This window comes from Nocardioides sp., assembly GCF_047602075.1.
In the GTDB taxonomy this organism is placed as follows: domain Bacteria; phylum Actinomycetota; class Actinomycetes; order Propionibacteriales; family Nocardioidaceae; genus Nocardioides.
On sequence record NZ_JASGIF010000001.1, the window covers coordinates 2,066,598 to 2,092,066 of the forward strand.

The following is a 25,469-nucleotide window of genomic DNA, read 5'->3' on the forward strand; positions in this document are numbered from 1 at the left end:
GCGCGGGGCCGCGGTGGACCTGGCGGCGGTCGCCGCTAGGGCCAGCAGGTCTTCGGACTCGGGATCCTCCGGCACGGAGCGCCTTCCCGGAGCGATGCTCCAGTGACTGTGCCCACGGGTGGACACCTGCCCCGCCCGTCACCCTCACCGCTGCGCGTCAGTCCCGGAGTCGCACCGGGTTCCCTGACCCCACCTCGTGGAGTACGACTGGCAGGACGAGCCTAGTCCGTCGGCTCACCCTCCTCGACGTGCGGTCGGGGCGAGGGCGCTCCACTCCCAGCGATAGAGTCCGTGTCCAGTGAGTGGTCGGCGCGACCGACCAACGGGTAGGAGGCGGGAAGTGCAGGCGCGGGCCGAGCAGTTCCCTCGCGCAGTCACTGACCCCCGTGTCCTCGCCGCCGGATCCATCTGCGGCCTCGGCGCCCTGATCGCACACACCTCCTCCGGTGGCGCAGTGCCGGGAGTCTCCGCCCTGCTGGTGATTCCGATGGCGATCGTCGTGTGCGCCGTGCTGGTGCGCAGATCAGGGGACGCCGCTGCCGTGGCCGCCGCGGCGCTGCTGTCCCAGGTGTGCTGGCACGCCTTCTTGATGGTCACCGCAGCCGGAGCCCACGACGCCGCCGACGTCTCGGCTGTGCGGATGCTGGCCACCCACCTGCTCGTCGGAGCGCTGACCGCCGTGGTCTGCCTCCGGCTCGACCAGGCGCTGCTCGACCTGCTGCACCACTGGGTGGCGGCTCGCTGCCCACTCCTCGGAGCGGTCCCGACACCCACCTCCGAACCTCTGCTGGTCCACGAACGGGCCACCTCCCAGCTTGCGGCCTGGTGCGGCGCACCGGTCGGGGTTCGCGGGCCACCGCGTCGCTGAGCGCTGCGGCCGCAACGGACGGCTGCCACGGCTCACCAGCACCGGTGTCCGCTACGGCCACCGGCTGCTCGACGACCCCTGGCCTACGCCTACCCTCGAGGAGATATCCCATGACGCTTTCACGACACCCAGCGATGCGACACCGGGCAACCGGAGCCCTGGCCGCCGCCGTACTTCTGGCTGGGGCAGCCGCGCTCGGGACGGCAGCACCGGCCGCCGCCCACACCGCTCTGGTCTCGTCGACCCCCGAGCAGGGTCAAGAGGTGGACCGGCTCCCAACCACGGTCACCCTGACCTTCACCGAGGAGGTGGAGGAGCCGATCTACGTCTCGGTCATCGGCCCCGACGGGGCCAAGCTCGCCGCCGGTGATCCACAACGCGACGGGGCGACCGTGTCGCAGGACCTGGTCGCCTCCACGGGCGAGGAGCCGTCGGGGACCTACACCGTCGCCTATCGAGTCGTCTCCGACGACGGCCACCCGGTGAGTGACGAGCTGACCTTCACCCTGGCCGACAACGGCACGGCGAGCACGTCGCCGTCGACCGAGCCGACCACCGCGGCGGCCTCGCCGGACAACTCGTCCTCGGCCACCGCGGCATCGCAGGCCGACGAGGAGTCGGCCGAAGGGTTCTGGGCCAGGCACGCGACCCACGTCATCGTGGGGGCAGGCCTGGTCCTGATCGCCCTCATCCTGCTGCTCTGGTCCAGACGGTCGGCCAGATGACGGAACCTCAGGTGTCGGTGCGCCGCCCGGGCCTTCGGACCCGGCGCGGTGCGCTGCTCCTCGCCATCGCCGTCTTGGGCGTGCTCGCCATGACGGCGATGCTCGCCCTCGGCGGTGGCGCATCCCAGCCGTCTCCGCCCGGCATCCCCGACCCCGGTCCGCTCACCGGTTGGGGCCTGCCGATCGCGCAGGCGTTGAGCAACCTGCTCGCGGTCGCGGCCATCGGCGCCCTCGTCGTCGCGCCGCTCACCATGACCACCACGGCGAGCGAGCTGTCCAACCCGGCGATCCGCGCCTTGGCGACAGTCCGCCGATTCGCCACGGCCTGGTTCGTCGTCTGCCTCGTCGAGATCTGGTTGACGGTGTCGGACCTGTTCGCGGTGCCACCGACGCACTTGGCCCTGGGCGCGGTGGTCGACTTCGCGACCTCGATCGACCAGGGCCGGCTGCTCCTCGTCCAACTCCTCCTCGTCGCGATGGTCGCGGTCGGCTGCCGCTGGGCGCTCACCAACGGCGAGACCTGCGCCGTGCTGGGCCTCTCGGTGCTCGCGGTCATCCCGCCCGTCTTCACCGGCCACTCGGCCTCGGCCGGCAGCCACGATCTGGCCGTGGTCTCGTTGCTGATCCACGTCCTCGCCGTGGTGTTCTGGGTGGGCGGCGTCGTCGCGTTGTGGTGGCATCTAGGTGCCAGCAGGCGGCTGCGGACCAGGGCAGTGCACCGATTCTCCGGTCTGGCCGTCTGGTGCTTCGCCCTGACCGGTGTCAGTGGTGCCGTCAACGCGCTGGTTCGCCTCGGTGGGGTGACCGAGCTGTTCACCAGCCGGTACGGCGGTGGGGTGCTCGCCAAGATCGTCGCCTTCGCCGTTCTCGGCCTGCTGGCTGCTCGGCTGCGCGCCATGGTCAGGAGCCGCGAGGCCGGGCTGACGGACAGCCGGCTGTTCGGGATGCTCACCGGCGCCGAGCTCGTGGTGATGAGCACTGCGATCGGCCTCGGGGTGGGGCTCTCCCGGACCCCGCCACCGGTCGGCGCGACGTACACCACGTTGTCCGAGAGCCTCCTCGGCGGCCCCTTGCCACCGGCGCCGGATCTCGCCCGCGTGCTCTGGGGTTTCACTCCTTCAGGGGTCGGGCTGGCGGTCTGCGGCCTCGGCGCCGCCTTCTACCTCACCGGCGTGATCACCTTGCGGCGACATGGCCATCACTGGCCGATCTGGCGGACCCTGGTGTGGCTGATCGGGTTGGTCTTCGTCGGCTATGCGACGTTCGGGGGCCTCGGCGTCTACTCCCACGTGCTGTTCAGCCTGCACATGGTCAGCCACATGGTGCTCTCGATGGTGGCGCCCATCCTCGTCGTGCTCGGCGCCCCGGTCACGCTCGCGCTGCGCGCCCTCCCCGGCGCGGACACCCCCGGCGGGACGGGGCCTCGTCAGCTGCTGGCCCGGGTGCTGGCCTCCCGGCCGGTTCGGCTGCTCACCAACGCCGGTGTCGCCGCGGCGATCTTCATCGGCAGCTTGTACGTCGTCTACCTCACCCCGGTCTTCGACAAGCTGATGCTCAACCACCTGGGGCACGCCTTCATGCAGCTGCACTTCCTGCTCGCCGGCGTGCTGTTCTACGAGGTCCTGATCGGCTCTGCTCCGCTGCCGCGGCGGCTCCCCTACCTCGGTCGGGTGCTGCTGTTGCTCCTGGTGATGCCGCTGCACGCCTTCTTCGCCATCAGCGTGATGTCCTCGCAGAACCTGATCGGCGGGGACTACTACCGACTGCTGGACCGGCCCTACTCCACCGATCTTGCCGCGGATCAGTATCTCGCCGGTGCCGTCACCTGGGCCCTCAGCGAGGTGCCCATCGTGATCCTCTTCCTGGTGATGCTGATCCAGTGGTATCGCCAGGACTCCCGGGCCGCCGATCGCTACGACCGGCGGGCGGAGCGAGACAACGATGCCGAGCTCGCGGCATACAACCAGCATCTCCAAGAGCTGGCCAGACGGGACACCGAGGCTCCGCCGCATTGACTGCAGTCCGGACTGATTGGCCATTAGTCTGTTTGTCAGACTAATCTGGTCTGGTGGTGGATTGGTCTGCCTTGGGCAACGAGCGCTCCCTGTCCCTGCCCGATCGCCTCTCCATCCGGCTCGAGCAGCTGATCTTGGACGGCAGCCTCCAGCCGGGCGACAAGCTTCCGTCCGAGATGGAGCTGACCGAACAACTGGGGGTCTCGCGGGTCTCGATCCGGCAGGCACTGCACGAGCTGGAGATCCGGGGACTGATCGACCGGCGTCCCGGCCGCGGGACCGTCGTGCTCTCCCCCACCGAGGCCCGCACTGCCGCGGGAGGGGCCATCGGCGGAGTGCTGAGCACAGGCGCACGCCCCGACATCGAACACATCTTGGAGCTGCGCTCCATCATCGAGCCGCCGATCGCCGGGCTGACCTCGATCAGGGCCACCGCCCGCGACATCGCGCAGCTGGAGGGCCTCGTCGAGGCGCAGCGGTCGCCGCGATCGAGGGAGCACTACGCCGAGCTCGACCAGGCCTTCCACCAGGCCATCGCGCAGTACACCCACAACCCCCTGCTAGCGATGCTCAACCAACAGATCGCCAGCCTGATCGCCCCCAGCCGCTCCGTCTCGCTGCAGACCAAGGCTCGCCGCGACTCCTCCACGGCGGCCCATCAGCGGATCCTGGACGCCATCCGCGCCAAGGACGCCGAGGCTGCCGAGCGGGAGGCTCGCGCCCATCTCGTCGCCGTCCGAGAGCAGATCGTGATGGCCGAGCGCACCCTGGCCGAGGGTGTCTTGACCGACGATGCTCTGACCGACGATGCTCTGACCGAGGCCGGCGAGGACGACCTGGCGTGAGCACCCCATGACCACGGCCCCAGGCCGGCCGGCCCGCGCTGGGATCGCCACACCACACGTGCTGGCGACCGACGCCGGCGCGGCGGTCCTCGCTGATGGCGGGACCGCGGTTGATGCAGCGATCGCCGCGGCAGCCGTGCTCTGCGTCGTCTACCCCAACAACGTCGCTCTCGGCTCCGACCTGGTCGCCTTGGTCGCCCTCCCCAACGGTCGACTGCGCTGTGTGAACGCCTCCGGGTTCGACATCCACACCAGCCCGCCCAACACCCAGGGCTTCGCCCTGCTCCGCACGCTGACCACCTTGCCGAGCAAGGGCGGGTTCGAACCCGATCCGGTGGACTTGGCCCGAGCCTTCCTGGCTGCCAACGACGCTCGCGACGCCTGGCTTGCCGATCCGAGGCAGGCGAAGGTCGATCTGCGGCAACTGCTCACCGCCACTCCCCCGAGGCTGGAGGCCAGCGCCGTCGTACCCCATGGCGACACCGTCGGCATCAGCGCCGTCAGTGCCGACGGCTGCGCGGTCTCGCTGATCCAGTCTGTATTCCACGGCTTCGGCGCGTGCGTGCTCGAGCCTGCGTCCGGGATCCTGTTCCAGAATCGCGGCACGTCGTTCTCCCTGGACTCCTCCTCCCCCAACGTGTTCGCGCCCGGCAAGCGTCCCCGCCACACGCTGATGCCGGTCGTCGTCACCCGGCCCGATGGGCGGCTCGCCTGGGTGTCGTCGACCATGGGCGGGCAGGGCCAGCCGCAGATCCACAGCCAGGTCTTGCTCCGCGCGATGGCTGGTGCCCGTCCGGCCGAGGCGGTCGCTGCCCCGCGGTTCGTGGTGGGTCGGCAAGACGACGGCGACCTGACCAGCACCGTGACGGTGGAGTCCGATGCGCCTGCGGCGGTTCGGGCGGCACTCGCGGCAGACACCGCCTTCGTGGTCACGTCCGTGCCACCCCACGACGAGCTGCTCGGGCATGCCAACCTCATCGCCCTGGACAACGACGGAGCGGTGACGGCCGGCAGCGACCCCCGCGCCGACGGATCGGCCGTCGTCCTCGGATCGGCCGGGTGAGTCCGCTGGACTTCCTCATCCTCGGTGTCGCCGGCCTGCTCGCCGGACTCATCAACGCGGTGGTGGGCTCGGGCTCGCTGATCACCTTCCCAGCGCTGCTCGCGCTCGGCTATCCGTCCGTGCTCGCCAATGTCACCAACAACGTCGGCGTGCTGCCGGCTTCGGTCGCGGCCGCCTGGACCAATCGGCACGAGTACGGCGGCGCCTGGCGACCGCTTGCCGCGACCATGCTGTGCTCGGCCGCCGGCGGGTTGGCCGGCGCCCTGCTCCTCCTCCGCCTGCCCAAGGAGGCCTTCGAGGCCGTCGTCCCCGTGCTCATCGCCGTCGCCCTGGTGCTCGTGATCATCGGACCACGGTTGAAGGAGCGGATCGCCGAGCGACAGGCGACCGGCACCATCCGGCACAGCCCGCGCGCGACCTGGACCGTCGCTGGTCTGACCGGCGTCTACGGCGGCTACTTCGGTGCCGCCCAGGGAGTCTTGCTGCTCTCATTGCTGTCGCTGACTCTCGAAGGCGACCTCCATCGAGCCAACGCCTACAAGAATGCGCTGGCCGCCACCGCCAACATGGCTGCCGCGATCGTCTTCGTCTCCACCACCCACGTCTCCTGGCCGGCCGCCATCGCGATCGCCGTCGGCTCGCTGCTCGGCGGAATCCTCGGTGGTCGCTATGGCCGCCTCATCCCCCAGCCGGCCTACCGAGCCCTGATCGTCGCCGTGGGCGGCGCAGCGCTGTGCTACTTCGTGCTCACCTGACGGAAAGTCAGCCCTACGTCCGCGGCCGGAACGGCAGCGGGCAGGCGTCGATCCGGGGCACCTTCACCCGGGCGATCACGGTGCCGGGACAGGGATGCACGGCCTGCGCGATGCCGACATCGCAGGCGACCGAGAGGAACACCATGGCGTCCTCCACCGTGAAGCCCCACTGGTCGACCAGCAGCCGGCCGGCCTCGTCGCAGGCGGCATCCACCGCGCCGGTCAGGTCCTCCACGGTGGTGCCGTGGGTGACCCAGTGGTCGTCGAGGACGGCCGCCGGCCAGGTGGTCTGCCGACCGGGCTCGATGCCGACCCGGATCAGGACATCGCCGTCGATCTCGACGCCGCTGCCGCCGACCTCGCCATCACCCATCGCCGCATGCATGTCGCCGATCGCGAGCATCGCCCCTGGCTGACGCACGGGCAGCAGGACTCGGGTGCCGACGGTGTGCAGGTTGTCGTCGAGGTTGCCACCGTGTGGGCCGGCGTCGAGGGTCGGCGCCACCTCTCCTCCGGTCGCGACACCGATCACGCCAACCATGGGGCGAGCCGGGAAGGCCACGCGTTCGTTCATCCGGACCAACCCGTCGGCAACGTCGAACATCCGGGTGGCATCGGTCAGGCCGAGGTGTTGCAGTTGTCCGCGGCCTGCCGAGACCGTCGCCGCGCCTCGCGGCCCGGGGTTGATCTCGAGCAGGTCCACCACCAACGTGTCGCCGGGCTGGGCCTCCCGCACCTCGATCGGTCCAGTGGCCGCGTTGATCATGCTCTCGTCGATACCCGACGGCAGATCCGCCTCAGAGGTGACCTGCCCGTGGTAGCAGTCGTTGAGCATCAGCCGGACCACCGCCCCAGAGCCCACCGTTACCGCCGGTCGCAGCTCGGGACCGAAGGCGAAGATGCACTGCTCGCGGCCGAGCGTGAACTCGACGCTGACGGGGTCGGTGAGGGTCATCGGGCCATCATCTCCCCTCAGGGTGTCCGCCACAGCCACTGCCGCACGCCTTCGGCGCCGAACACCAAGCGACCGGAGCGGTCGAAGGTGACCGCCTCGCCGAACGTGTGCGCCTCAGGCAGACGGAACTTCACCGGCTCGCCGCCGATCTTCTTGTAGACGAAGGCCATGTGATAGCCGCGCAGCACGAAGAGGCGGCCGTCGCGGGCGTAGTCAGCGCCGCTCAGACCCTGACCGGCGGCGGCGATCCGGGTCAGCTTGTTCACGCCGTGCGTCTTGAGCACCGTGGGCGCACGGTAGATGCCGGCTCCCGAGGGCGCCTTGGTGATGATGTAGAGGCGGCCGCTCTTCGGCCGCACCATCATCGCCTCGGCGTTGTGAGCGCCGTCCGGGTAGCGCAGCCGATAGGTCTTGTGATGGGCGATCGCCCGCGAGTGAAGCTTCTTCGGCTCGTTGACCCTCACCACGTTGACCTCGGCGCGGTCACCACCGATGTCCCCGAACCACAGCGTGTGACCGGGTCCGGAGTCCATGTCCTCCCAGTCCTTGGCCGGCGCGCCCGGGACGTCGAAGACCGCTTGGGTCTTGCACCGGGCGCTGAGGGCGAAGAACTGCGGGCCGCCGCCGCTGTCGTTGTGGACGAAGAGAGTACGGCGCGCATACGTGCTGTGTGACATCCCGCTGTTCTCGGTGATCCGGGTGTCCTTGACCCGACACATCTTGGTGACCGGCTCCCAGCGGGTCGCCGCATCTGCGGGCGGTGCTCCCACCATCAGCAAGGCTCCGACGGCTCCCGCAACCAGGGCGACAAGAGGCTTGCGCTGATCCATGAACACTCCCAGGGGCCGCATCGGCGCACCCCACGATGCGCCTCGAAGGAGACTACTACCGGTCGGCTGACGAACCGTCAGGCTTTGCCTTCTCGAGGCTGCCGTCGAGGGCCTCGACCGCCTACGCTGCTGGGAAGCAGTCGAGCGGACGCGTGCGTCGGCTCGTGGACCGCAATCGTGGGGTGCGGACATGGGGATCGTGGGGACCAGAATCGCGGCGTTCCTTGCCGCGGGAGCTACCGCAGCGGGGATGACGCTGCTCGTTTCGCCACCGGCAGTGGGTGCGGCGCCGCCGGGGACGCCGTGGACCTGGGGCGGCAACGCCGACGGTCAACTGGGCGACGGCACCTCCGGCGACCGCCGTACGCCTGGCCCGGTCTCCGGGCTCACCGACGTGATCGATCTGCACGGCGGCCGGGATCACGCGATCGCGCTGCGGTCCAACGGCACCGTGTGGACGTGGGGCAGCAACGGCTTCGGCCAACTCGGTCTGGGCAGCGTCGCGGAGACGAACGTGCCCACCCGGGTCGGCACCATCAGCGACGCCATCGCGGTCGAGACGGGCCACGACCACAGCCTGGCCCTGCGCGCGAACGGGACTGTGCTCAGTTGGGGGATGAACACCGACGGGCAGCTGGGCGACGGCAGCACTACGACCCGGCGTACCCCTGTCCAGGTCAGCGGGCTGACCGACGCGGTCGCGATCGCCGCTGGGCGCGACATGAGCTACGCCATCCGCGCCGACGGCACCTTGTGGGCCTGGGGCCGCAATGCCGAGGGCGGCCTCGGCGACGGCACCACCACCCGGCGACTCACGCCGGTGCGGGTCGGCAGCCTCACCAACGTCGTGGCCGTCGCGGGCGGCCGCGACCACGGACTCGCCCTGCTCGGCAACGGGACGGTCTGGGCGTGGGGAGCCAACGCCTACGGTCAGGTGGGGGACGGTACGACGACCAACCGCACCTCACCGGTCCAGGTGGCCACCGAGATGACCGAGGTGATCGCCGGCGCGCACCACTCCTATGCACTCGGCAGCGACGGACAGGTCCGGGCCTGGGGACGCAACTACCGCGCCGAGCTCGGCGACGGCACCACCGTCAACCGCACCCGGCCCGTCGTGGTCCACAACGTCAGCAACGCGGTCTCGATCGGCTCGGGCCGCGACCATGGCCTCGCGATCCTCGCCAATGGCACGGTGCGGGCCTGGGGCTTCAACGCCAGCGGCCAGCTCGGCGACGGCACCACCACCAACCGGTCCACCGCCATCACCGTCCCCGGCATCTCGGATGCAACCAAGGCGGGAGGCGGCGGCCAGGCCTACTCCCTGGTCCTGGTGGGCGGTGGCGGGACGCAGGTCAACCAGCGCCCCACTGCAGTCGCCTCGGTGAGCTGCACCCAGCTGGACTGCACCTTCGATTCCTCGGGCTCGAGCGACCCGGACGGCACCATCACCGCGCGCTCCTGGGACTTCGGCGACGGCGTGACCTCGACGGCCGCCAATCCGTCCCACAGCTATGCGGCGGCCGGCACCTACTCGGTCACCTTGACCGTCACCGACAACGACGGGGCCACCGGCACGAACACCACCAGCGTGCAGGTCACCGCCGAGACCACGTCCGACGCGAGCTTCCGTGCCGCGATCGCTACCGAAGCCAACAAGGCCGCGGTCACCGTGAACGTGCCTGCCGCGGTGCGAGCCGGCGACCGGTTGGTGCTCCTGGTGACCACCAACCGGACCGCCACCCTCACCGTGCCGAGCGGCTGGACGCAGCTGGGCACGGTCACCGACGGCAGCGATCTGCGGTCGTGGCTGCTCACCACCACCGCGACCGCCTCCTCGGCCGGCAGCACAGTGCGTGTCGCACTGGACGCGAAGGCCAAGACCAGCGTGACTTTGGCGGCGTACGACGCCGGCGCCGTGAGCGCCTCCGCTTCGCGAGCCGAGACCGGCAACTCGGCCACCCACACCGCCCCGGCCAGCAGCGTGGGCGCGGCCGGCTCGGTGGTGCTGCGCTACTGGGTGGACAAGACGTCGACCGCCCACGGCTGGACGGTGCCGAGCGGCCTGACCTCGCGGGCCACCACCACCGGCTCCTCCGCCGGCATGCTCACCTCGCTCACCGCCGACAGCTCCGCGTGGCCAGCCGGCTCGGTGCCCGCCCAGAACGCCACCGCCGGCACCGCCTCCGGCAAGGCCGTCGCTTGGACGGTAGTGCTGGCCCCGATGTAGGCCGCCCACTGGGCGCAGCCGAATGGTGGACTATCCGAGCAGACCCAGGAGATAGGTCCCGTAGCCACTCATGGCCACTGCCTGCCCGCGAGCCTCGAACTCGGCGCCGGACAGGGAGCCCATCCGCCAGGCGACCTTCCTCGGGAGCACCGATCTTGAGCCCTTGACGACTCTCGATCGCGCACGTAGTTGGACGCGTCGTTGAGCGACTCGAAGGCGTCTCGCGAGCAGTACAACACGTTGGTGCGTGGCACTTACGACGACACTCGGCTGTATGACCTCGCCGCCTTCGAGTCGGCGGCACCGCATACCCAGCCGCCGAAACAACGGCGGCTGCGTCATCACACAGCGAAGGTCTCCGATTTGGTTGCCGGAGTCATGTTCGAGGCGGATGCGACTCCATCGACCGTGAAACTGCCACTCGCGGTCACGTCGCGCGAGACGGTGAACTGGAGCAGAGTCGAGTCTTGGCTAACGCCGATGGTCGCGCCATAGGTGAAGGAGTAGATCCACTTGGAGCCCGATTGTACGGGCGCCGACGAAGTCCAATCACTTCCGGACATGCTCTTCAGTTCACCGGTCACCAAGGCGTCGTCAAACGACACCAGCAGCGTTACGGCGCCTGTCGTAGGAGTCGTCGAGGACCACATGTTCGTGACCTTCGCCTGCCAGATCAACGTGTTCTCGCCAGTCCAACCGTTGAAGGTGTACATGACCAACGTTCCGGCGACGCCCGACGCTGCTAGAGCCGGAGCAGCGGTGGCGACAGCGATCATGGGCACACTCCAGACGCCCGCCCGGACCACGGCGCGTCGATCGAGACGCCTACTAGACGACGTCTCGGGTCGCTGGTCAGCCACGTTGTGCCCCTTGGCTCGGTGTGATATATGCCGGGTCAGGATACTCGCCCATGTGCTGATCGGGTCAATCAACGCCGCAAGTCGGTCGTCGGCGTTTCCAGAAAGTCCACCAAATCGGTCAGAATTCATGTTCCGGCCGTTCGGACGGATACGATGGGCGTCGCTGTCTTCACCCGAGAGGCCCGATCATCAGCATGAGCGCACCACCCACGCACGCCGACTACCAGATGAGCCAGCTCGACCAGCTGGAAGCGGAGTCGATCCATATCTTCCGCGAGGTTGCGGCGGAGTTCGAGAAGCCGGTCTTGCTGTTCTCCGGCGGCAAGGACTCCATCTGCATGCTGCGGTTGGCGGAGAAGGCGTTCTACCCCGCCAAGATCCCGTTCCCCGTGATGCAGGTCGACACCGGCCTGGACTTCGCGGAGGTGCTCGAGACCCGTGACCGCTGGGTCGCGCGCCTCGGCGTACGCCTCATCGTGGCGAGCGTGGATCAGGCGATCGCCGACGGCATCGTCGTCGATGACGGCAAGACCTCCCGCAACCGGCTGCAGATCGGCACCTTGCTCAATGCCATCGAGGAGAACGGCTTCACTGCCGCCTTCGGTGGCGGTCGTCGTGACGAGGAGAAGGCGCGCGCGAAGGAGCGGGTCTACTCCCACCGCGACGAGTTCGGCCAGTGGGACCCGAAGAACCAGCGCCCCGAGCTGTGGAGCCTCTACAACGGCAAGTTGCACGAGGGCGAGCACATGCGGATCTTCCCGATCAGCAACTGGACCGAGCTCGACGTGTGGCACTACATCGGTCGTGAGGGCATCGAGATCCCGTCGATCTACTACGCCCACCAGCGTGACGTGATCGACCGCGACGGACTGTTGCTGTCGGCATCGGACGTCGTCCAGCCCAGGGGCAGCGAGACGATCGAGACGCGCACCGTCCGATTCCGCACGGTCGGCGACAGGTCGCTCACCGGTGCCGTGGAGTCCGAGGCCGACACCATCAGCAAGATCATCGACGAGATCGCCGTTGCCCGGGTCACCGAGCGCGGCGCCACCCGCGGCGACGACAAGTTCTCCGAGGCCGCGATGGAGGACCGGAAGAAGGAGGGCTACTTCTGATGGCCGCCAGCGACGAGACCAACCCGACCACCCACGGCGATGCGGGCGTGGTCCCGAGCACCGGGGCCATGGACCTGCTCCGCTTCGCGACCGCCGGTTCGGTCGACGACGGCAAGTCGACCCTGATCGGGCGGCTGCTGCTCGACTCCAAGTCGATCTTCGAGGACCAGCTCGAGGCCGTGGAGGCGACCAGCCAGTCCAAGGGCTACGACTACACCGACCTGGCGCTGCTCACCGACGGACTGCGCTCCGAGCGCGAGCAGGGCATCACCATCGATGTGGCCTACCGCTACTTCGCGACGCCCACCCGCAAGTTCATCATCGCCGACACCCCGGGCCACATTCAGTACACCCGCAACATGGTCACCGGCGCCTCCACCGCCGACCTCGGCCTGGTGCTGGTCGACGCCCGCCAGGGCCTGACCGAGCAGTCCCGGCGCCACGCCGTACTCCTCTCGCTCCTCCGCGTCCCGCACCTCGTGCTCGCGGTCAACAAGATGGACCTGGTGGACTACGCCGAGGACGTCTACGAGAAGATCCACCACGAGTTCGCCCAGTTCGCCACGAAGCTGAACATCCCCGACCTCGAGGTGATCCCGATCTCGGCGCTCAACGGCGACAACGTCGTCGAGCGCAGCGACGCGATGCCGTGGTATCACGGCCCGACCCTGATGCACCACCTCGAGCACGTCCACGTCGCCTCCGACCGCGACCTGGTCGACGTCCGCTTCCCGGTGCAGTTCGTCGTCCGGCCGAAGTCCGACGAATTCCACGACTATCGGGGGTACGCCGGACAGGTCGCTGGCGGCGTCATCAAGAAGGGTGACGAGGTCATCGTGCTGCCCTCGGGGATGACCTCCACGGTCGAGGCCATCGACCTTTTCGACACCGAGCTCGACGAGGCGTTCCCACCGATGTCGGTGACCGTTCGGCTGGCCGACGACGTGGATGTCTCTCGTGGCGACATGATCGCTCGGATCAACAACGCTCCGCAGCCAAGCCAGGACATCGACGCGATGGTCTGCTGGATGACGAACCAGCCGCTGCGGCCTCGGCAGAAGCTGGCCATCAAGCACACCACCCGGATGGGCCGTGCGCTGGTCAAGGACATCCAGTACCGCCTCGACGTCAACACTCTGCACCGCGACAGCGACGACGTGGCCACCAAGGGCCTTGGTCTGAACGAGATCGGCCGCGTCCAGCTGCGCACCACGGTGCCGCTGCTGTGCGACCCCTACGCCAAGAACCGCACCACGGGCTCCTTCATCCTCATCGACGAGGCCACCGGCGTCACCGTCGGCGCCGGGATGATCAACACCGCCAACTGACCACTGCGACAAGACCGCCGACTAGACCTAAGCCGGCCGATGATCGAGTTCTAAGCGCCGAGACGAGATCGAGATCTGGGTGCCGGTGCCACTGAGCGCGGCGCCGCGAGCAACGAGCAACGAGCAACGAGCTGACTTTCGTCCTACGCGTCGCCATTGCAGCGGATCAGACCAGCTCGATCGCGACATCGGTCGCGTTCGCGGCCAGAGCGCTCAGGTCCGCACCGTCCGAGGTGAGGATGGTGTGCCCTGGCTCGGCCATGGCGACGACGAGCGCATCGACTGCGGAGCCCCTACGCGCCGCGGTCCGTAGCACAGCCGCCCGGCGAGCCAACTGCTCCGACACCATGGGCCGGATGTCGCATGCCTTCAGAAGACGGTTGGTGTTCGCGTCCCGTGCGGTCGATCCGGTCAACGACTCCACCAGCACAACCGTCGGCACGACCGGCGGCCATAGTCCTCGGCGGCGAAGTGAAAGCACCAGTGCGGCCGTGTGGCGATCGCGCTTCGCGAGCTGGCTCACACCTCCCGAGTCGAGGACGAGCATCAGCCGGCTCGGGCCGCGAGCGCGCGCTCTTGGAGTCTGAGGGCGATCGCATCCGCGCGGGCCATTTCCTCCTGCGACGGCTCGCCAACCTCGGCAACAAGCTCATCGAGGTACTCATCCGTGCGTGCTTCGAGCTCCAGCCTGCGCAACTCAGCCATGACAGCCTCTTGCAGCAGCTCGGAGGCGGGGAGCCCTCGCTCCTTGACCTCGTGGTAGAGCGCATCTGGAAGATAGACCTGCATCCGTGGCATACGCATAACTATACGCCCATCTGCTCATACTGGCTGGGCTGAGCTCCTGAACCCGGCGGTCGAGCGGCGCAGGGTAGAGGGAATGTTGCACGCCCGATCACGAGGAGCCACTCATGCCCCACGGCGACATCACGCATATCGACATTCCCGTCAGCGACACAGCACGATCCAGCGGGTTCTACTCAACGCTGTTCGGCTGGGAGATCGCCGAGGTGCCCGGGTTTGAGGGCGACCCGATGTGGCGAGCGCCCAACCAGATCAGCGGTAGCGGACTCGCCCCACGCTCCGAAGGCTTCACCCAGCCACGCTCCTACGTCGAGGTCGACTCGATCGATGCCGCATTGGCGACGGCGGTCGAGCAGGGCGGTCAAGTGTGATGGAGAAGTCACCCATCTCGGAGACGAGTTGGTGGGCCAGCATCAGCGACCCCGACGGCAACGAGATCGGGCTCTACGAGGGCATCACCGAACCGGGCTAGAACAGAGCCGCACCAGAATGGTCTGGTGCGATCCCTCAACCTGGCGGTCAAGTTCCTGCTCGAGCTGGCGGCTTTCGCGAGCCTCGCCGTCTGGGGATGGCAGGTGGGGAACACGGCCACCGGAGTTGTCCTAGCCATCGCGGCGCCTGCGGTGGCGATCGCGATGACCGCGCTCGGGCAATGGGAGAAGCTGACCGCCTGGTGGGCTGAGACAGCGGCGCTGCGGTATGTGGATCAGGTCAACCTGGTGCGCGTATCCACAACCGCGCCGTGGGCAGTCTCAACACGAGACCCACGAGCATCTAGTCGGACTAGACTCCTTCCATGACGACTGCCGAGGTGATTCGAGCGGCGATGGAGTTGCCCTCCGCCGAGCGCGAGCACCTGGCGTACGCACTGCTGGACAGCATCGAGGGGACAGGTGATCATGCCACCGCGCTGACCGCGCTGCGTGCCGAGGTCCAGAAGGGCTTCGATGACTTGGATCAGGGCCGTCATGTCGACGTTGCGGACGCCGACCTCGACGACTTCATTGCAAACATCGGGCGTGGCGCGGCCCAGCGGGTCGACGCTGAACATGACGGCTGATTTCGTCTCAGCCAAGCAGCCCTGAACGACATCGATGATGTCCTAGCAACGTCGTACCGCGAGTTCGGTGAGCAAGCCTCGCAACGCTACGGCGCACTGATCGTCGCGGCCCTGCGCCATGCAGCACGAAACCGTGACAGCTTACTGCTCAAGAAGCGTCCTGAACTCGGACCCGACATCCTGAGCTGGCACCTGCGCAATAGCGTCATCCGAAGCTCGGGCGAGCGCGTCAAGCGGCCCCGCCACGTCCTCTACTGTCGGTGGGAGGGTGATCTGCTGGCCATCGGCCGGGTCCTGCACGAGGTCATGGACCCAAGACTGCATCTCAGTCCGGACACCGACTGGGAATAGGGCCGACCCCGGGAGAGAGCTCGCCCCGACTCGGACTGTCAGGTTCCTTGTGAAACTAGGCCGGGCTCAGTTGTGCGCATTCCGCAATGGAGCCGTGGGCAGCCCCAGGGATGCACGAGCCTCCGTCTGCGAGACGTAGGTGACCTCGCCCAGCTGCTTGCGCAGGCAACAGTATCGGCCGGCCTGTCCACTGGGCCGTCGTCCCGCTGAACCAGCGACAGCTATCGACGGTTGAGGTAGCCCTCCCGGGCGGCGGCGGCAACACCGGCGATCACCGCCACGATCTCGGCGATTGCCGCCAGCCAGGCATACCAACTCCAGCCCGTGTGGATCCCGAAGAGGCTTCCGCTCGCCGAGATCAAGAAGGCGCCGAGGGTGCTCGCGCCGAAGCCCACCAACAGCAGGAGCGGCAGCCAGTGCTGCCAGCGGACCAGCAGTACGGCGATCACCAGGCCCGCCACCACGTTCACTACGAAGAGCGCGCCGACCGTGCCCTGGTCCTTGACCCCGTCGAACCAGAGAGACAGGTGGACGATCGCTGAAACCGCCACCGCAGCGGCGCCGACCCATCGGGTTGTCATACTCCGGGTTACGACCGGCAGGCTCACACGGTTCAGTGGGCAAGCCCCGCGACGACGTCGAGCAGGACGTCGGCAACGTCATCGGGAGCGGTGAGCAGATGCAGGTGACCGCCGTCGAGGCGACGTACTTCCCAACCGTTCGCCTCCGCGAGCGCCGCCTGCTCGGCGTAGGTGTCGCCGAAGGCGATGTAGCCAGAACGCCGCGTTAGCCAATCCTCCGGAGCGGGCGGCTGCTCGAGGAGCAGCCGAAGCGGGACCCGTGGCTCGTCCGTCGTCAGCAGGGCCCAGTGTTCACCAACCACCGCGTCGACGTCCTCGCGCGGCCACCAGGTCGACCAAGGCGCAAGCAGACCGTCGGCCAGCTCCTTGGAGCGAAGCACGTCGGTCCATCCGGGATCGGGCTCCTCCCCGGGCAGCAGTGAGTCCAGGCAGACCAGTCGCGCACCGACCTGCTCCGCGACTGCCGGCGCGAACCGACCGGCGTTGGAATGGGGTACGACGACATCGGCGCCCTGGGCGGCTGCGACGAACTCCGCCAGCACCTGTTCCACATCCGTCCCACCTCGGGTGGCGACCAACGCCTCGTGCCCGCGCCTTCGTAGCGCAGCCGCCAACGGTTGCGTCACCGCCGGGGTTGTTAGGGGGCTGGGCAGGAGGCAGAGCTTCATGGCGAGTCAGCCGCGGACATCCTTCGGCCCGACCTCGGCGAAGTGCTCGACCACGGGCATCGGGTCGTAGAAGTGATGGAGCAGCGCACGCCACTGCTGGTATCCCGATGAGCTCCGGAAGCCCGGGTCGTGATCGGCCAGACGCTCCCACTCGACGAGCAGGAGGAAGCGACTCGGCGACTCGACACAGCGAGAGACGTTGGCTCGCACGCACCCCGTCGCGGACCGGATGATCGGCAGGGCTTGGCCGAGCGCCTCCTCGAACTCGGCCGCCTGCCCAGCTCTCACTTCCAGGACGGCGTGCTCGAGCACAGGACCATCGGCGTTGATGTCAGTCACCCTGCAGATCCTACCGGTGAGTGCCGGATCTGCGAGTTCACCGTCGTCGACCCGCCCGACGTGCTCACCTGGCGGACGGTGCCGACCTTCTTCGTCCCGGACAGCACCGAATGGCAGCTGACGATGGAGCCGATCGGGAGCGGCACCCGCATCACGCAGTCCTTCCAGGTGCTCCGCGCCCCTGGCTGCTCGACCGTCTCTACGCTCGGCTCATCCCTGGTCACCAAGATCGCGACCCAGAGCACTCCCCGAACAGGTCGCCGTGGATCCGGATGATCCCGACCGCAGGGCCGCCATCTGGAGTTATCCCGGAGAGGCAGACCCCTAACTGGCTTGGAGCAGTTCTTCGCCTGACCCGGGATCGATCGGGTGGGTGCCGGTGCCATCGACGATGAAGTAACGGCCGTGCGGCGTCCGCCACAGATAGCGGCCAGGACCGAGTTGGCGCGCCTGATAGCCGGCGAAGGTCTTGCTGCGGTGATGTCGACGGCCGAGCGGGCCGAGGTTGTGGGTGCCCGTCTGTCCGGGCGGCCCATGCCGGTCGAACGGGACGACATGGTCGAGATCGAGACGACGAGAGGCCGTCGCTGCATAGGGGAAGTAGTCGGTCGGGTTCGTCAGTCGGATCCGCTCTCGGATCGACTCGGGGCATTCGTAGCTGTCCACCGCGACCTGGTCGGCCAGGTCGATCACCGGGCGGCAGGTGACGTAGGCGTGCCGAAGAAGGTCAGTGAGCTGATCCAGCCCGATCGGGCCGAGGTCTTCGACCCTGACCACACCAGGGCTCTGGCCTGCCAGGACTGTCTGGTGAAGATGGAGATACAAGACGGCCTGCGGCCGCAGTTTAGCTGGGTCCAAGCTCCGCAGTGCCTCGATCGCCCACGCGGACAGGTCGGTAGCCCGAGATCCGGCAGGCTCTTCGGGCTCCCGCTCTGGATCGGGGTCTGGGTCGGTGTCGGTCACAACTTCCGTCTCGGCATCTGCTTCTGTCTCCTGCGCAGCGGTGAGAAGCAGTTCGAGGAGCTCGGCGGGGCGCGCCAGCCAGCCAAAGGCCTCGGCGCGGAGCTCGTCGCGGCTAGTGCCTTCGGGGAAGCGGGCGACGAGGATGTCGGCGACCCGATCCACCATGGCATCGATCCAGACCGCGTCGCCAGCGCTGATCCGGGCGATCACGTGGCGCAGACCGGCCTCGTCTGTGCGGCCCAGAGCGACATAGCGCCGCTCGCGCTCCTTCGCCGCCCGAGTGGCGTGACCCTCGGGGTCGGCCTCGACGATCTTGGCCTCAACGAGCGCGAGCACTCGCCCCGGCGGCAGGTCCGCCGCGACCCGGGCGACGCACGCGTCGACCCAGCTGGCGGTGTCTTGGTCCAGATGCCTGGTGGCGCTGGAGACCTTGCGAGCCAGCCAGGGCTCGACCTGAAGCTGCTGAGTCAGCGCCCAGGTCCGCGGCAGCCGGTGGCGCAGGTCGAGCACCTCGGCGGTCATGGACCGTGTCCGCAGCACCGAGACCCGCTGGGCCACGGCGAGCTCGTTCAAGCACAGCTCCTGGACACCCGGGGTGCCTTCGCCGCCGAGGTGAATCAGTCGGTCACCGAAGGGCGAGTCGGTCCCCGGACCTCCGTGAGGATCGGCCCCGTGCAGGTCGGCCCAGCGTCCGACCAGCTCGAGGTCCTCGACCTCCGCTGCCCGACGATGCAGGACACCGGCCTCGACTGCCGCCAGAGTCTGGGCTGCATCCAGGTCATCGAGCGCCCGCGGCTGCGGCTGCTCGTCTCGGTCCCGGTGCTTCCTCTTGCCCATGCCTCCATCCCAGCACCGCCCACCGACACTGATGGCCCCACGACCCGGGTTATCCACCGACTTCAGATAACGGAACGATAACGATCGAATCCGTCGCTCCAGAGGCGGGGGTCGATGTCGGTGGCGGCGAGCCACGCGGTCGCCTGACGCTGGCCGCCCTGACCCTCGGATAGGGGATCGCGATCCTCGACGGGACGGTCGTCAATGTCGCGGTCCGCACGATCGGGGAGGACCTGGACGCGTCCCTCGGGCAGCTGCAGTGGGTGGTCAACGGCTATCTGCTGGCGCTCGCCTCGCTGGTGCTGCTCGGTGCGGCGACTGGGCCTTCATCTCCTCCGCCGTACTTCTCTCAGTCGCGGCGGGGACCCGCGGCGAGTGACCTGAGGGTCGCGACGGAAGCAGACGACGCCTTCGAGCGTTGGCTCTCACTATGCGACTCTCCGTCCTCGACCTCGTCCCGGTCCGCACCGACCAGACCACCAGTGACGCCCTGGCGGCGTCGACCTCACTGGCGCGAGTCGCGGACGAGTTGGGCTTTACGCGCTACTGGGTTGCCGAGCACCACAACATGGCCGCTGTCGCGGCAACGTCTCCGCCAGTGTTGATCGCCCATCTCGCTGCGCACACCGAGCGGATCCGCGTCGGCTCCGGCGGGGTGATGCTGCCGAACCACGCACCGCTAGCCGTGGCCGAGCAGTTCGCCCTGCTGGAGGCGGCTCACCCTGGCCGCATCGACCTGGGCATCGGCCGCGCACCAGGCTCCGACCCGGTCACCTCGATCGCCCTGCGGGGTGCCGCGGGTCGTGACGACACCGACGTTCAGCGCTTCCCCGAGTACCTCGACGACGTCGTCGCGCTGATGGGCAGCGACGGTGTCCGAGTGCCGATCCCACGCCAGCAGTATGTGCTCAAGGCGACGCCCGCGGCCGCCACCGAGCCGCGACTCTGGCTGCTCGGCTCCTCGATGTACTCCGCGCACCTCGCAGCGGCGAAGGGGCTCCCCTACGTGTTCGCGCACCACTTCTCGGGAGAGCACACCGCCGAGGCACTCGCGGTCTATCGCCGTGAGTTCGCCCCGTCGGAGGCCGCAGCCGAACCGATCACCTTCCTCACCATCAACGCCGTCGTGGCGCCGACCCGCGAGGAGGCGGTCGAGGCTGCGCTTCCGCAGATGCAGCTGATGGCTCGACTTCGCTCCGGGATGCCGTTGGGGCCGCTCGACCTCATCGAGGACGCGTTGGCGCTCGACACCTCACGGCTCCAGCCGCTGATCGACGACGGCCTGACCCGCGCTGTCATCGGTGACCCCGCCGACGCGGCCGAGCAGATCCGCAAGCTGGCAGCACGCTTCGAGGTCGACGAGGTCATGGTCAACCCCATCGGCTCCGCCCACCGAGGTGAGGACCCGCGGAGCGCCCGCTCGCGTGAGCAGACCCTTGAGCTGACAGCCGCCGCACTGCTCTGAGCGCGCCTAGCACGACCTCCGGCCGGGCAACAGGGCGAGCCACACACCCATGCCAGACTCTCGGGATCAGGCCCAGTCACCTTCATCGTCGGCCTGAGCCGTCGTCAGCGCGAAGCGCCCGAGGCCGTCCCTACCCGCGGCGATGGCCGCCGTCGAGAGCGTTTCGACCTCGGCGGCCCTGGAGCGTCGGCCGATGAACTCCATCAGTGTCGGAAGGTTGACGCCGAAGAGCACGGCGACGTCGTCGCGGTCGCTGGCCAGCGAGGTCGCCACGTTGAAGGGCGATCCACCGCGCAGATCGCAGAACACTGCGACCTGGTCAGCCGTCGAGAGTGAGGCCATCGCCGACGTGAGGTGCTCGGTGAGCTCGGTGGCGGTGTCGGTGCCCGGGAAGTCGACGGCCATCAGGTTCGTCTGCGGTCCCATGATCAGCTCCAGGGCGCTCACCAGACCGGACGCAAATTGACCGTGGCCAGTGACAAGAATCGCGGTCGAGGCGCTGGCCCGCATCGTCCCTGTCACGTCATTCCCCTCCTCAGGCCTCCCCGTAGTGTCCGAAGTGGATCGGGACCGGGTTGACATTGGTGTCGATGTAGACGTCCTTCCCGCCCTTGGCCGCCAAGAACTGGAAGGGCACGGTGTACAGCAGCGGTGCGAGGAAGACGCCCGCCTTCACCGAGAAGACCAGATCGCGCTCGTCGGCGCCGGGGAAGTCGCGACAGGTGATCACGTGTGCTCCCGGAGCGTGCTCGCCGATGGCGTTGCGGATCTCCACCATCCGCTCGAACTCTGCTTCGTCCGAACCGATGAAGAGGGTGGCGTGGTCGAACCGCAGGGCGTACGTCGGCCCGTGCACGTGCTCCTCGACCAGGTTGCCGATCGTGGGAACCCGGAGCATCTCGGCAACCTTGAGGACACCTTCCAGCATCGTGCCGTAGTCGATGCCATAGCCGAGGATGTTGACCCGAGTGCTGTGCAGCAGCCCGGTCCGGTTGCGGTCGTACCACTCCTCCGACTCGCGCACCACGGTCTCGAAGCGAGCGGTGACCTCGCCGGCGGCTGCCACCGCGGCCTCTGCCTCAGCCTCGCTGACTGCTCCCGTGGCCAGCGCGGTGGCGTAGGCCCAGAGGTAGACGGTGAGCACCGAAGCCGTGTAGCCCTTCGTCTCCGGACCGGTGATCTCCACGCCCATGAGCAGCGGCGCCACCGCGTCCACGAGAGTGGCCACCCGGCCGTCGGCGTATCCGGTGAGGGCCAGGGTTCGGTATCCCTTGGCCCGGGCATGCTCCAAGGCCCCACATGTGGAGATCGAGGTGCCGGATTGGCTGATCCCGACACACAGGATCGTCGACGGATCCGTCACACCCGGGTCGACGCCGGCGCCGTAGTTGGTGAACTCGGTGGGATAAGGAGCAGTGCCCTCGACGCCGACGATGCGGGTGAAGTACGACGCGGCGAGATTCGCGACGTTGTACGACGTGCCGGAGCCGAGGAACACCACGCGCGACACCGGAGCAGCCTGGAAGGCAGCGACGAATGGTGTCGCGAAGCTCTCCCGAGCCGCGAAGGCCGCTTGCAGCATCTCCGGCTGATCCAGGACGTTGCCGAGGACGGTCTGCTCGATGTCGACCGCTTCTGCCATGGTGATGTTTCTCCTCAGTTCTTGGCGATGGCCGCAGTGAGATCCTCCCTGCGGCTGGACGGAGTGGGCTGGAACACGATCTTCGCGCCGAGCTCCACGAGATGGGTGAACGCGGCGATCTCGTCGCCGTCCGCGAAGACCAAGTTGGCCAGCTGCCGCGTGCCCTCGCGCCGCGACATGTTCCCGACGGTGATGGAAGGCAGCGGATAGCCGAGTTCGATCATCCGCAACAGCGGGATCGGACTCGCCGCGATGATCATGACGTTGATGCCCTCGTCGATCCGCCGGCCCAGCTTCTCGGCCGCTGTTGCGGCGCTGAAGATGGAGAAGCTTGCATTGCGGCGGGCAGCCGAACTTCAAGATCGCCTTGCGGTCCTCGTCCTGGGCGACAACGTCGTCCACGATGAGGAGGCGCTCTGCTCCGACGTGGGGCACCCAGAGGTTGGACACCTGGCCGTGCACCAGACGGTCGTCGATGCGGACCTCAACAATTGCCATCGATGATCACCCCTGGTCAGCCGCTGATCACGCGGAGGGCGCCGAGGACGCCGCCCACAGCGATAACAATCCCGATGATGGACATGACCGGCATCCGCCTCTTCAGCATCCAGAGGATGCCAAGCGTCGCCGCAAGCGGCAGTAGCTGGGGGAAGATCTGGTCGAGGTAGTCCTGGATCACGATCTCGTTCTTGGAGATCGTGAACTTCAGCGGACTGTTGATGGACACCCAGAACGCCGTCATCGAGCCCATCGCCATCGCACCGACGATGCCTGCGCAGTAGGTGAAGAGCTGCATCACTCGTGGGTTGCCCATCGAGTGCATGATCGCCTGGCCCTGTCGGTAGCCGAGCTTCAGCGTGTACCACCGGGTTGCGAAGTTGGGGATGTTGAACACCACAAGCAGCACGACCGGCGCCAGCCAACTGCCCTGTTGGGCGAAGCCGAGGGACAGCGAGATCGCCAGGATCCGGAAGATGCCCCAGAAGAAGGTGTCGCCGATGCCGGACAGCGGCCCCATCAGTGCGACCTTGACGTCGGTGATGGCGGAGGGCGGGAACTCGGGGTCCTCCTTGGCCTTCTCCTCCATGGCGATCGCCGTGCCCATGACCAGCGGGGATGGTGCGACGGTCATGTTGAAGGTCGCCATGTGTCGGCGCATGGCCTTCTTCAGGCCATCCTCGTCGTCGCCGTAGATGCGTTTGAGCGAGGGGATCAGCGCGTAGAGGAACCCCAGTGCTTCCATCCGCTCGAAGTTGAAGGACCCCAGCAGTGAGAAGCTGCGCCAGAAGATGCTGCGGAACTCCTTCTTCGGAAGCTCCTTGAGCTCGGGTTCGGCGACCATACCGGTCGTCTCAGCCACGTCAGTCATGGTTCAGTCCTCCCACTCGTTGTCGGGATCTGCAGCCGCGCCCGCCATGGCAGGGACCGGGGCCGCATCTGGGCTGGCCTGCGGGTCAGCGCCGGGGCCACTGTTGGCCTGCAGGTCGTTGTAGAGGTTGAAGATGATCATCGCGAGAGCGAAAGCGATGGCCGCGATGCCAACCATGCTCAGGTCATGACCAACGAATGCCGCGGGCACGAAGCCGAGGATGAGGAAGGGGATCAACTTCTTGGTCATGATGACGTCCAGCAGCATGGCGAAGCCGAGTGCGGGCAGCAGGGCAGCCATCCCGTCGAGGGCGTGCTGCAGCCAGTTCGGCATCCAGTTGACAATCGCCTCGATGGCGTCCGTGCCCCAGTAGACCGCGGCGGCACTCGGGATGAAGTAGACGAAGAACGTGATGACTCCGCAGAGGTAGTGGATTCGGACCACTCCGCGGATGTCGAAGTCGTCGATGCGCCGCTCGGCCAACGGCATGAATGTCGAGAACATCGACATCACCGCCGTCTCGACGAGCTGCATCAGCACCGCGACCGGTACGGCGAAGAGCACGGCACTGGCCGCGTCGCCGCCGGTCACCAGCGCGGCAGCGGCGCCGATGGTGCCGCCGACACCGATATCGATCTTTGGGGGCAGCGCCGATGCCGGTGATGCCCATCCACATCAACTGCAACGACGCACCCACCATGAGGCCCTGCGAGACATCACCGAGGATGAGACCAACGAGGAAGCCGGAGACGATTGGCTCTCGGAACTTCATCTCGCCGAACCAGGCGCCGTCGAAGTGGGTGAGAACCGCGACGAGGCCGATGAGGATCGCTTGGACCAGAGTCATGTGGCTCCCCTCCTTTCTGAAGCTGAAGGTTGAACGGAACGGGTTGGGGTTGGGGTTGGAACAAGTCGAGGTGGGCAGGGGTCCGAGCCGGGGCATGCGTCGCCAGTGACCGAGCAGCACCGGCTGCCAGAGGCCGCCCTAGCCTCCGGCGTGGCGCGGGTGGGTGCGCCCGCGATCAGGCGTAGTTAGGGGCCGCTGCGGTTGACCACTCGAAGGGTGCGTACGTCGCTACGCCACAGCTCCCTGGACCACCACAGCGGTTCGCCAGCCTGGTCGAACAGCGGTCCATTGAATTGCAGCCACGCGGCACTCGCTGGCACGGCGTACCGGCGCGCCAAGGCACGCGGCAGCACGGCCGCGGAGATATCGGTGAAGCCGGAGGAGATCTCTCGCCCCACAGCGGAGAACGCGGCGGCGATGGAGGTGGTCCAATCCATCGATGCCATGGGCAGGCGCTTCGGATCAAGGGCGTTGACTGCGTGGGTGAGCAGTTCTCCGTGGCTGACATACGCCCGCTCGACGTGCAAGACGACATCGTCGAGGGTGAGACCGAACGCCTCGGCCTCCTCGGGCGTCGGGTGCCGCTCGGTGGCGCCGATCAAGTGGATCTCCGGGTCGTATCCGAAGTCGGTGAGGATCGCCGTCGTCGACTGCACCAGGTTGATCGAACCCTGCACCATGACGGTCGCACCCGGGAGGACATAGCGTCCAGAGCCGGGTCGGACCTCGACGAGGCCCTCCTGCTCCAGCAGCCGGTAGGCCTCTCGGACGGTGGCCCGGGACACCTCGTGAGGCTGCGCTCTCCGGTTCTGAGGGAAGTCGGGCGCCAGCGGAGAGAGCCCCGGACTTCATCTGTTCGCGCAGGTCGTCGCGGACCTGCTGGGCCATCGATCGACGCTCGAGCAAGAGCCGGGGACCTGCCACGCTCTCCCACCTCCTTCACGGTCTTCGCAG

General features: G+C 67.9%; 29 protein-coding genes, 2 pseudogenes and 1 riboswitch. Of the genes and pseudogenes, 15 read left to right on the forward strand and 16 right to left on the reverse strand.

What is annotated here, in order from left to right; translation table 11 throughout:
- Window positions 1-25: 25 nt before the first annotated feature.
- Window positions 26-227, reverse strand: a riboswitch (cobalamin riboswitch).
- 113 nt (window positions 228-340) lie between these two features.
- The 6 genes from QM714_RS10380 (at window position 341) to QM714_RS10405 (ending at window position 6,271) form a co-directional block, all read left to right on the forward strand.
- A complete protein-coding gene (locus QM714_RS10380) occupies window positions 341-868 on the forward strand; it encodes a hypothetical protein (RefSeq protein WP_415100138.1) in 528 nt (175 codons plus the stop codon).
- A gap of 110 nt (window positions 869-978) precedes the next feature.
- Window positions 979-1,593: a copper resistance CopC family protein gene (locus QM714_RS10385; protein WP_415100140.1), complete on the forward strand. Its 615-nt coding sequence runs from the start codon at window positions 979-981 to the stop codon at window positions 1,591-1,593.
- Complete coding sequence (locus tag QM714_RS10390) at window positions 1,590-3,608, forward strand: cytochrome c oxidase assembly protein (RefSeq protein WP_415100142.1); 2,019 nt, start codon at window positions 1,590-1,592, stop codon at window positions 3,606-3,608. The genes QM714_RS10385 and QM714_RS10390 overlap by 4 nt, the downstream gene beginning before the upstream one ends.
- Window positions 3,609-3,661: 53 nt before the next feature.
- Window positions 3,662-4,453: a FadR/GntR family transcriptional regulator gene (locus tag QM714_RS10395; protein WP_415100144.1), complete on the forward strand. Its 792-nt coding sequence runs from the start codon at window positions 3,662-3,664 to the stop codon at window positions 4,451-4,453.
- Window positions 4,454-4,460: 7 nt separating this feature from the next.
- Entirely contained in the window at window positions 4,461-5,516 is a 1,056-nt protein-coding gene (locus QM714_RS10400; RefSeq protein ID WP_415100146.1) for a gamma-glutamyltransferase, read from the forward strand.
- Window positions 5,513-6,271 carry a sulfite exporter TauE/SafE family protein gene (locus QM714_RS10405; RefSeq protein ID WP_415100148.1) on the forward strand — a complete coding sequence of 253 codons (759 nt, stop codon included), beginning with the start codon at window positions 5,513-5,515 and terminating at the stop codon, window positions 6,269-6,271. The genes QM714_RS10400 and QM714_RS10405 overlap by 4 nt, the downstream gene beginning before the upstream one ends.
- A 13-nt stretch (window positions 6,272-6,284) precedes the next feature.
- On the opposite strand, the gene QM714_RS10410 is transcribed toward QM714_RS10405, so the two are convergent.
- Both QM714_RS10410 and QM714_RS10415 read right to left on the reverse strand, forming a co-directional pair.
- The gene (locus QM714_RS10410) at window positions 6,285-7,226 is read right to left on the reverse strand and encodes an acetamidase/formamidase family protein (protein WP_415100150.1); all 942 of its coding nucleotides are present in this window, start codon (window positions 7,224-7,226) and stop codon (window positions 6,285-6,287) included.
- Between the two features lie 17 nt (window positions 7,227-7,243).
- Entirely contained in the window at window positions 7,244-8,056 is an 813-nt protein-coding gene (locus QM714_RS10415; protein WP_415100152.1) for a hypothetical protein, read from the reverse strand.
- Window positions 8,057-8,246: 190 nt separating this feature from the next.
- Between QM714_RS10415 and QM714_RS10420 the strand changes: the two genes are divergently transcribed.
- On the forward strand, window positions 8,247-10,286 hold the full coding sequence (locus tag QM714_RS10420; RefSeq protein ID WP_415100154.1) for a PKD domain-containing protein: 2,040 nt from the start codon (window positions 8,247-8,249) through the stop codon (window positions 10,284-10,286).
- A gap of 341 nt (window positions 10,287-10,627) precedes the next feature.
- Here QM714_RS10420 and QM714_RS10425 read toward each other — a convergent pair whose 3' ends face one another.
- Entirely contained in the window at window positions 10,628-11,062 is a 435-nt protein-coding gene (locus tag QM714_RS10425; protein ID WP_415100156.1) for a hypothetical protein, read from the reverse strand.
- A gap of 278 nt (window positions 11,063-11,340) precedes the next feature.
- Here QM714_RS10425 and cysD point away from each other — a divergent pair, with 278 nt between their 5' ends.
- Window positions 11,341-12,261 (forward strand): sulfate adenylyltransferase subunit CysD, encoded by a 921-nt coding sequence (gene cysD / locus QM714_RS10430; protein ID WP_415100158.1) that lies wholly within the window; start codon window positions 11,341-11,343, stop codon window positions 12,259-12,261.
- 68 nt (window positions 12,262-12,329) lie between these two features.
- Window positions 12,330-13,589 (forward strand): sulfate adenylyltransferase subunit 1, encoded by a 1,260-nt coding sequence (locus QM714_RS10435; protein ID WP_415101058.1) that lies wholly within the window; start codon window positions 12,330-12,332, stop codon window positions 13,587-13,589.
- Between the two features lie 166 nt (window positions 13,590-13,755).
- On the opposite strand, the gene QM714_RS10440 is transcribed toward QM714_RS10435, so the two are convergent.
- Window positions 13,756-14,112 (reverse strand): hypothetical protein, encoded by a 357-nt coding sequence (locus tag QM714_RS10440; protein ID WP_415100160.1) that lies wholly within the window; start codon window positions 14,110-14,112, stop codon window positions 13,756-13,758.
- A 23-nt stretch (window positions 14,113-14,135) separates the two neighbouring features.
- Window positions 14,136-14,387 carry a hypothetical protein gene (locus QM714_RS10445; protein ID WP_415100162.1) on the reverse strand — a complete coding sequence of 84 codons (252 nt, stop codon included), beginning with the start codon at window positions 14,385-14,387 and terminating at the stop codon, window positions 14,136-14,138.
- A gap of 113 nt (window positions 14,388-14,500) precedes the next feature.
- On the opposite strand from QM714_RS10445, the gene QM714_RS10450 reads away from it, so the two are divergent.
- Genes QM714_RS10450 through QM714_RS10465 form a run of 4 tightly spaced genes read left to right on the forward strand, consistent with a single transcriptional unit; the run spans window position 14,501 to window position 15,453 of the window.
- Window positions 14,501-14,764, forward strand: coding sequence for a VOC family protein (locus tag QM714_RS10450; RefSeq protein WP_415100164.1), 264 nt, complete (start codon window positions 14,501-14,503; stop codon window positions 14,762-14,764).
- Complete coding sequence (locus QM714_RS10455) at window positions 14,764-14,865, forward strand: VOC family protein (RefSeq protein ID WP_415100166.1); 102 nt, start codon at window positions 14,764-14,766, stop codon at window positions 14,863-14,865. The genes QM714_RS10450 and QM714_RS10455 overlap by 1 nt, the downstream gene beginning before the upstream one ends.
- Before the next feature lie 25 nt (window positions 14,866-14,890).
- Window positions 14,891-15,193: a DUF2568 domain-containing protein gene (locus QM714_RS10460; protein ID WP_415100168.1), complete on the forward strand. Its 303-nt coding sequence runs from the start codon at window positions 14,891-14,893 to the stop codon at window positions 15,191-15,193.
- Window positions 15,190-15,453, forward strand: coding sequence for a hypothetical protein (locus QM714_RS10465; protein WP_415100170.1), 264 nt, complete (start codon window positions 15,190-15,192; stop codon window positions 15,451-15,453). Before QM714_RS10460 ends, QM714_RS10465 begins: the two co-directional genes overlap by 4 nt.
- Window positions 15,454-16,025: 572 nt before the next feature.
- Here the strand turns inward: QM714_RS10465 and QM714_RS10470 are convergent.
- From QM714_RS10470 to QM714_RS10480, 3 genes are read right to left on the reverse strand one after another with little or no spacing between them, the layout of a single operon-like run.
- Window positions 16,026-16,385 (reverse strand): hypothetical protein, encoded by a 360-nt coding sequence (locus tag QM714_RS10470; protein WP_415100172.1) that lies wholly within the window; start codon window positions 16,383-16,385, stop codon window positions 16,026-16,028.
- 32 nt (window positions 16,386-16,417) lie between these two features.
- On the reverse strand, window positions 16,418-17,011 hold the full coding sequence (locus tag QM714_RS10475; protein ID WP_415100174.1) for a hypothetical protein: 594 nt from the start codon (window positions 17,009-17,011) through the stop codon (window positions 16,418-16,420).
- A 48-nt stretch (window positions 17,012-17,059) separates the two neighbouring features.
- The gene (locus QM714_RS10480; protein ID WP_415100176.1) at window positions 17,060-17,392 is read right to left on the reverse strand and encodes an antibiotic biosynthesis monooxygenase family protein; all 333 of its coding nucleotides are present in this window, start codon (window positions 17,390-17,392) and stop codon (window positions 17,060-17,062) included.
- Window positions 17,393-17,452: 60 nt separating this feature from the next.
- On the opposite strand from QM714_RS10480, the gene QM714_RS10485 reads away from it, so the two are divergent.
- The gene (locus tag QM714_RS10485) at window positions 17,453-17,668 is read left to right on the forward strand and encodes a hypothetical protein (protein WP_415100178.1); all 216 of its coding nucleotides are present in this window, start codon (window positions 17,453-17,455) and stop codon (window positions 17,666-17,668) included.
- 48 nt (window positions 17,669-17,716) lie between these two features.
- Here QM714_RS10485 and QM714_RS10490 read toward each other — a convergent pair whose 3' ends face one another.
- The gene (locus QM714_RS10490) at window positions 17,717-19,192 is read right to left on the reverse strand and encodes a hypothetical protein (RefSeq protein WP_415100180.1); all 1,476 of its coding nucleotides are present in this window, start codon (window positions 19,190-19,192) and stop codon (window positions 17,717-17,719) included.
- 430 nt (window positions 19,193-19,622) lie between these two features.
- Between QM714_RS10490 and QM714_RS10495 the strand changes: the two genes are divergently transcribed.
- The gene (locus QM714_RS10495; protein ID WP_415100182.1) at window positions 19,623-20,657 is read left to right on the forward strand and encodes an LLM class flavin-dependent oxidoreductase; all 1,035 of its coding nucleotides are present in this window, start codon (window positions 19,623-19,625) and stop codon (window positions 20,655-20,657) included.
- A 66-nt stretch (window positions 20,658-20,723) separates the two neighbouring features.
- On the opposite strand, the gene QM714_RS10500 is transcribed toward QM714_RS10495, so the two are convergent.
- The 7 genes and pseudogenes from QM714_RS10500 to QM714_RS10530 all read right to left on the reverse strand — a co-directional run bounded on the left by QM714_RS10500 (window position 20,724) and on the right by QM714_RS10530 (window position 25,300).
- Window positions 20,724-21,239 carry a PTS sugar transporter subunit IIA gene (locus QM714_RS10500; protein WP_415100184.1) on the reverse strand — a complete coding sequence of 172 codons (516 nt, stop codon included), beginning with the start codon at window positions 21,237-21,239 and terminating at the stop codon, window positions 20,724-20,726.
- Window positions 21,193-22,299: an SIS domain-containing protein gene (locus tag QM714_RS10505; protein WP_415101060.1), complete on the reverse strand. Its 1,107-nt coding sequence runs from the start codon at window positions 22,297-22,299 to the stop codon at window positions 21,193-21,195. Before QM714_RS10505 ends, QM714_RS10500 begins: the two co-directional genes overlap by 47 nt.
- 14 nt (window positions 22,300-22,313) lie before the next feature.
- Entirely contained in the window at window positions 22,314-22,559 is a 246-nt protein-coding gene (locus QM714_RS10510) for a PTS sugar transporter subunit IIB (protein ID WP_415101062.1), read from the reverse strand.
- 121 nt (window positions 22,560-22,680) lie between these two features.
- Window positions 22,681-22,797 (reverse strand): annotated as a pseudogene (locus QM714_RS10515) (PTS sugar transporter subunit IIB); the annotation flags it as partial.
- A 16-nt stretch (window positions 22,798-22,813) separates the two neighbouring features.
- Complete coding sequence (locus tag QM714_RS10520; protein ID WP_415100186.1) at window positions 22,814-23,668, reverse strand: PTS system mannose/fructose/sorbose family transporter subunit IID; 855 nt, start codon at window positions 23,666-23,668, stop codon at window positions 22,814-22,816.
- A gap of 3 nt (window positions 23,669-23,671) precedes the next feature.
- Window positions 23,672-24,611, reverse strand: a pseudogene (locus QM714_RS10525) (PTS mannose/fructose/sorbose/N-acetylgalactosamine transporter subunit IIC).
- A gap of 89 nt (window positions 24,612-24,700) precedes the next feature.
- Window positions 24,701-25,300, reverse strand: a complete 600-nt coding sequence (locus QM714_RS10530; RefSeq protein ID WP_415100188.1) for a GntR family transcriptional regulator — start codon at window positions 25,298-25,300, stop codon at window positions 24,701-24,703.
- Between the last annotated feature and the right edge of the window lie 169 nt (window positions 25,301-25,469).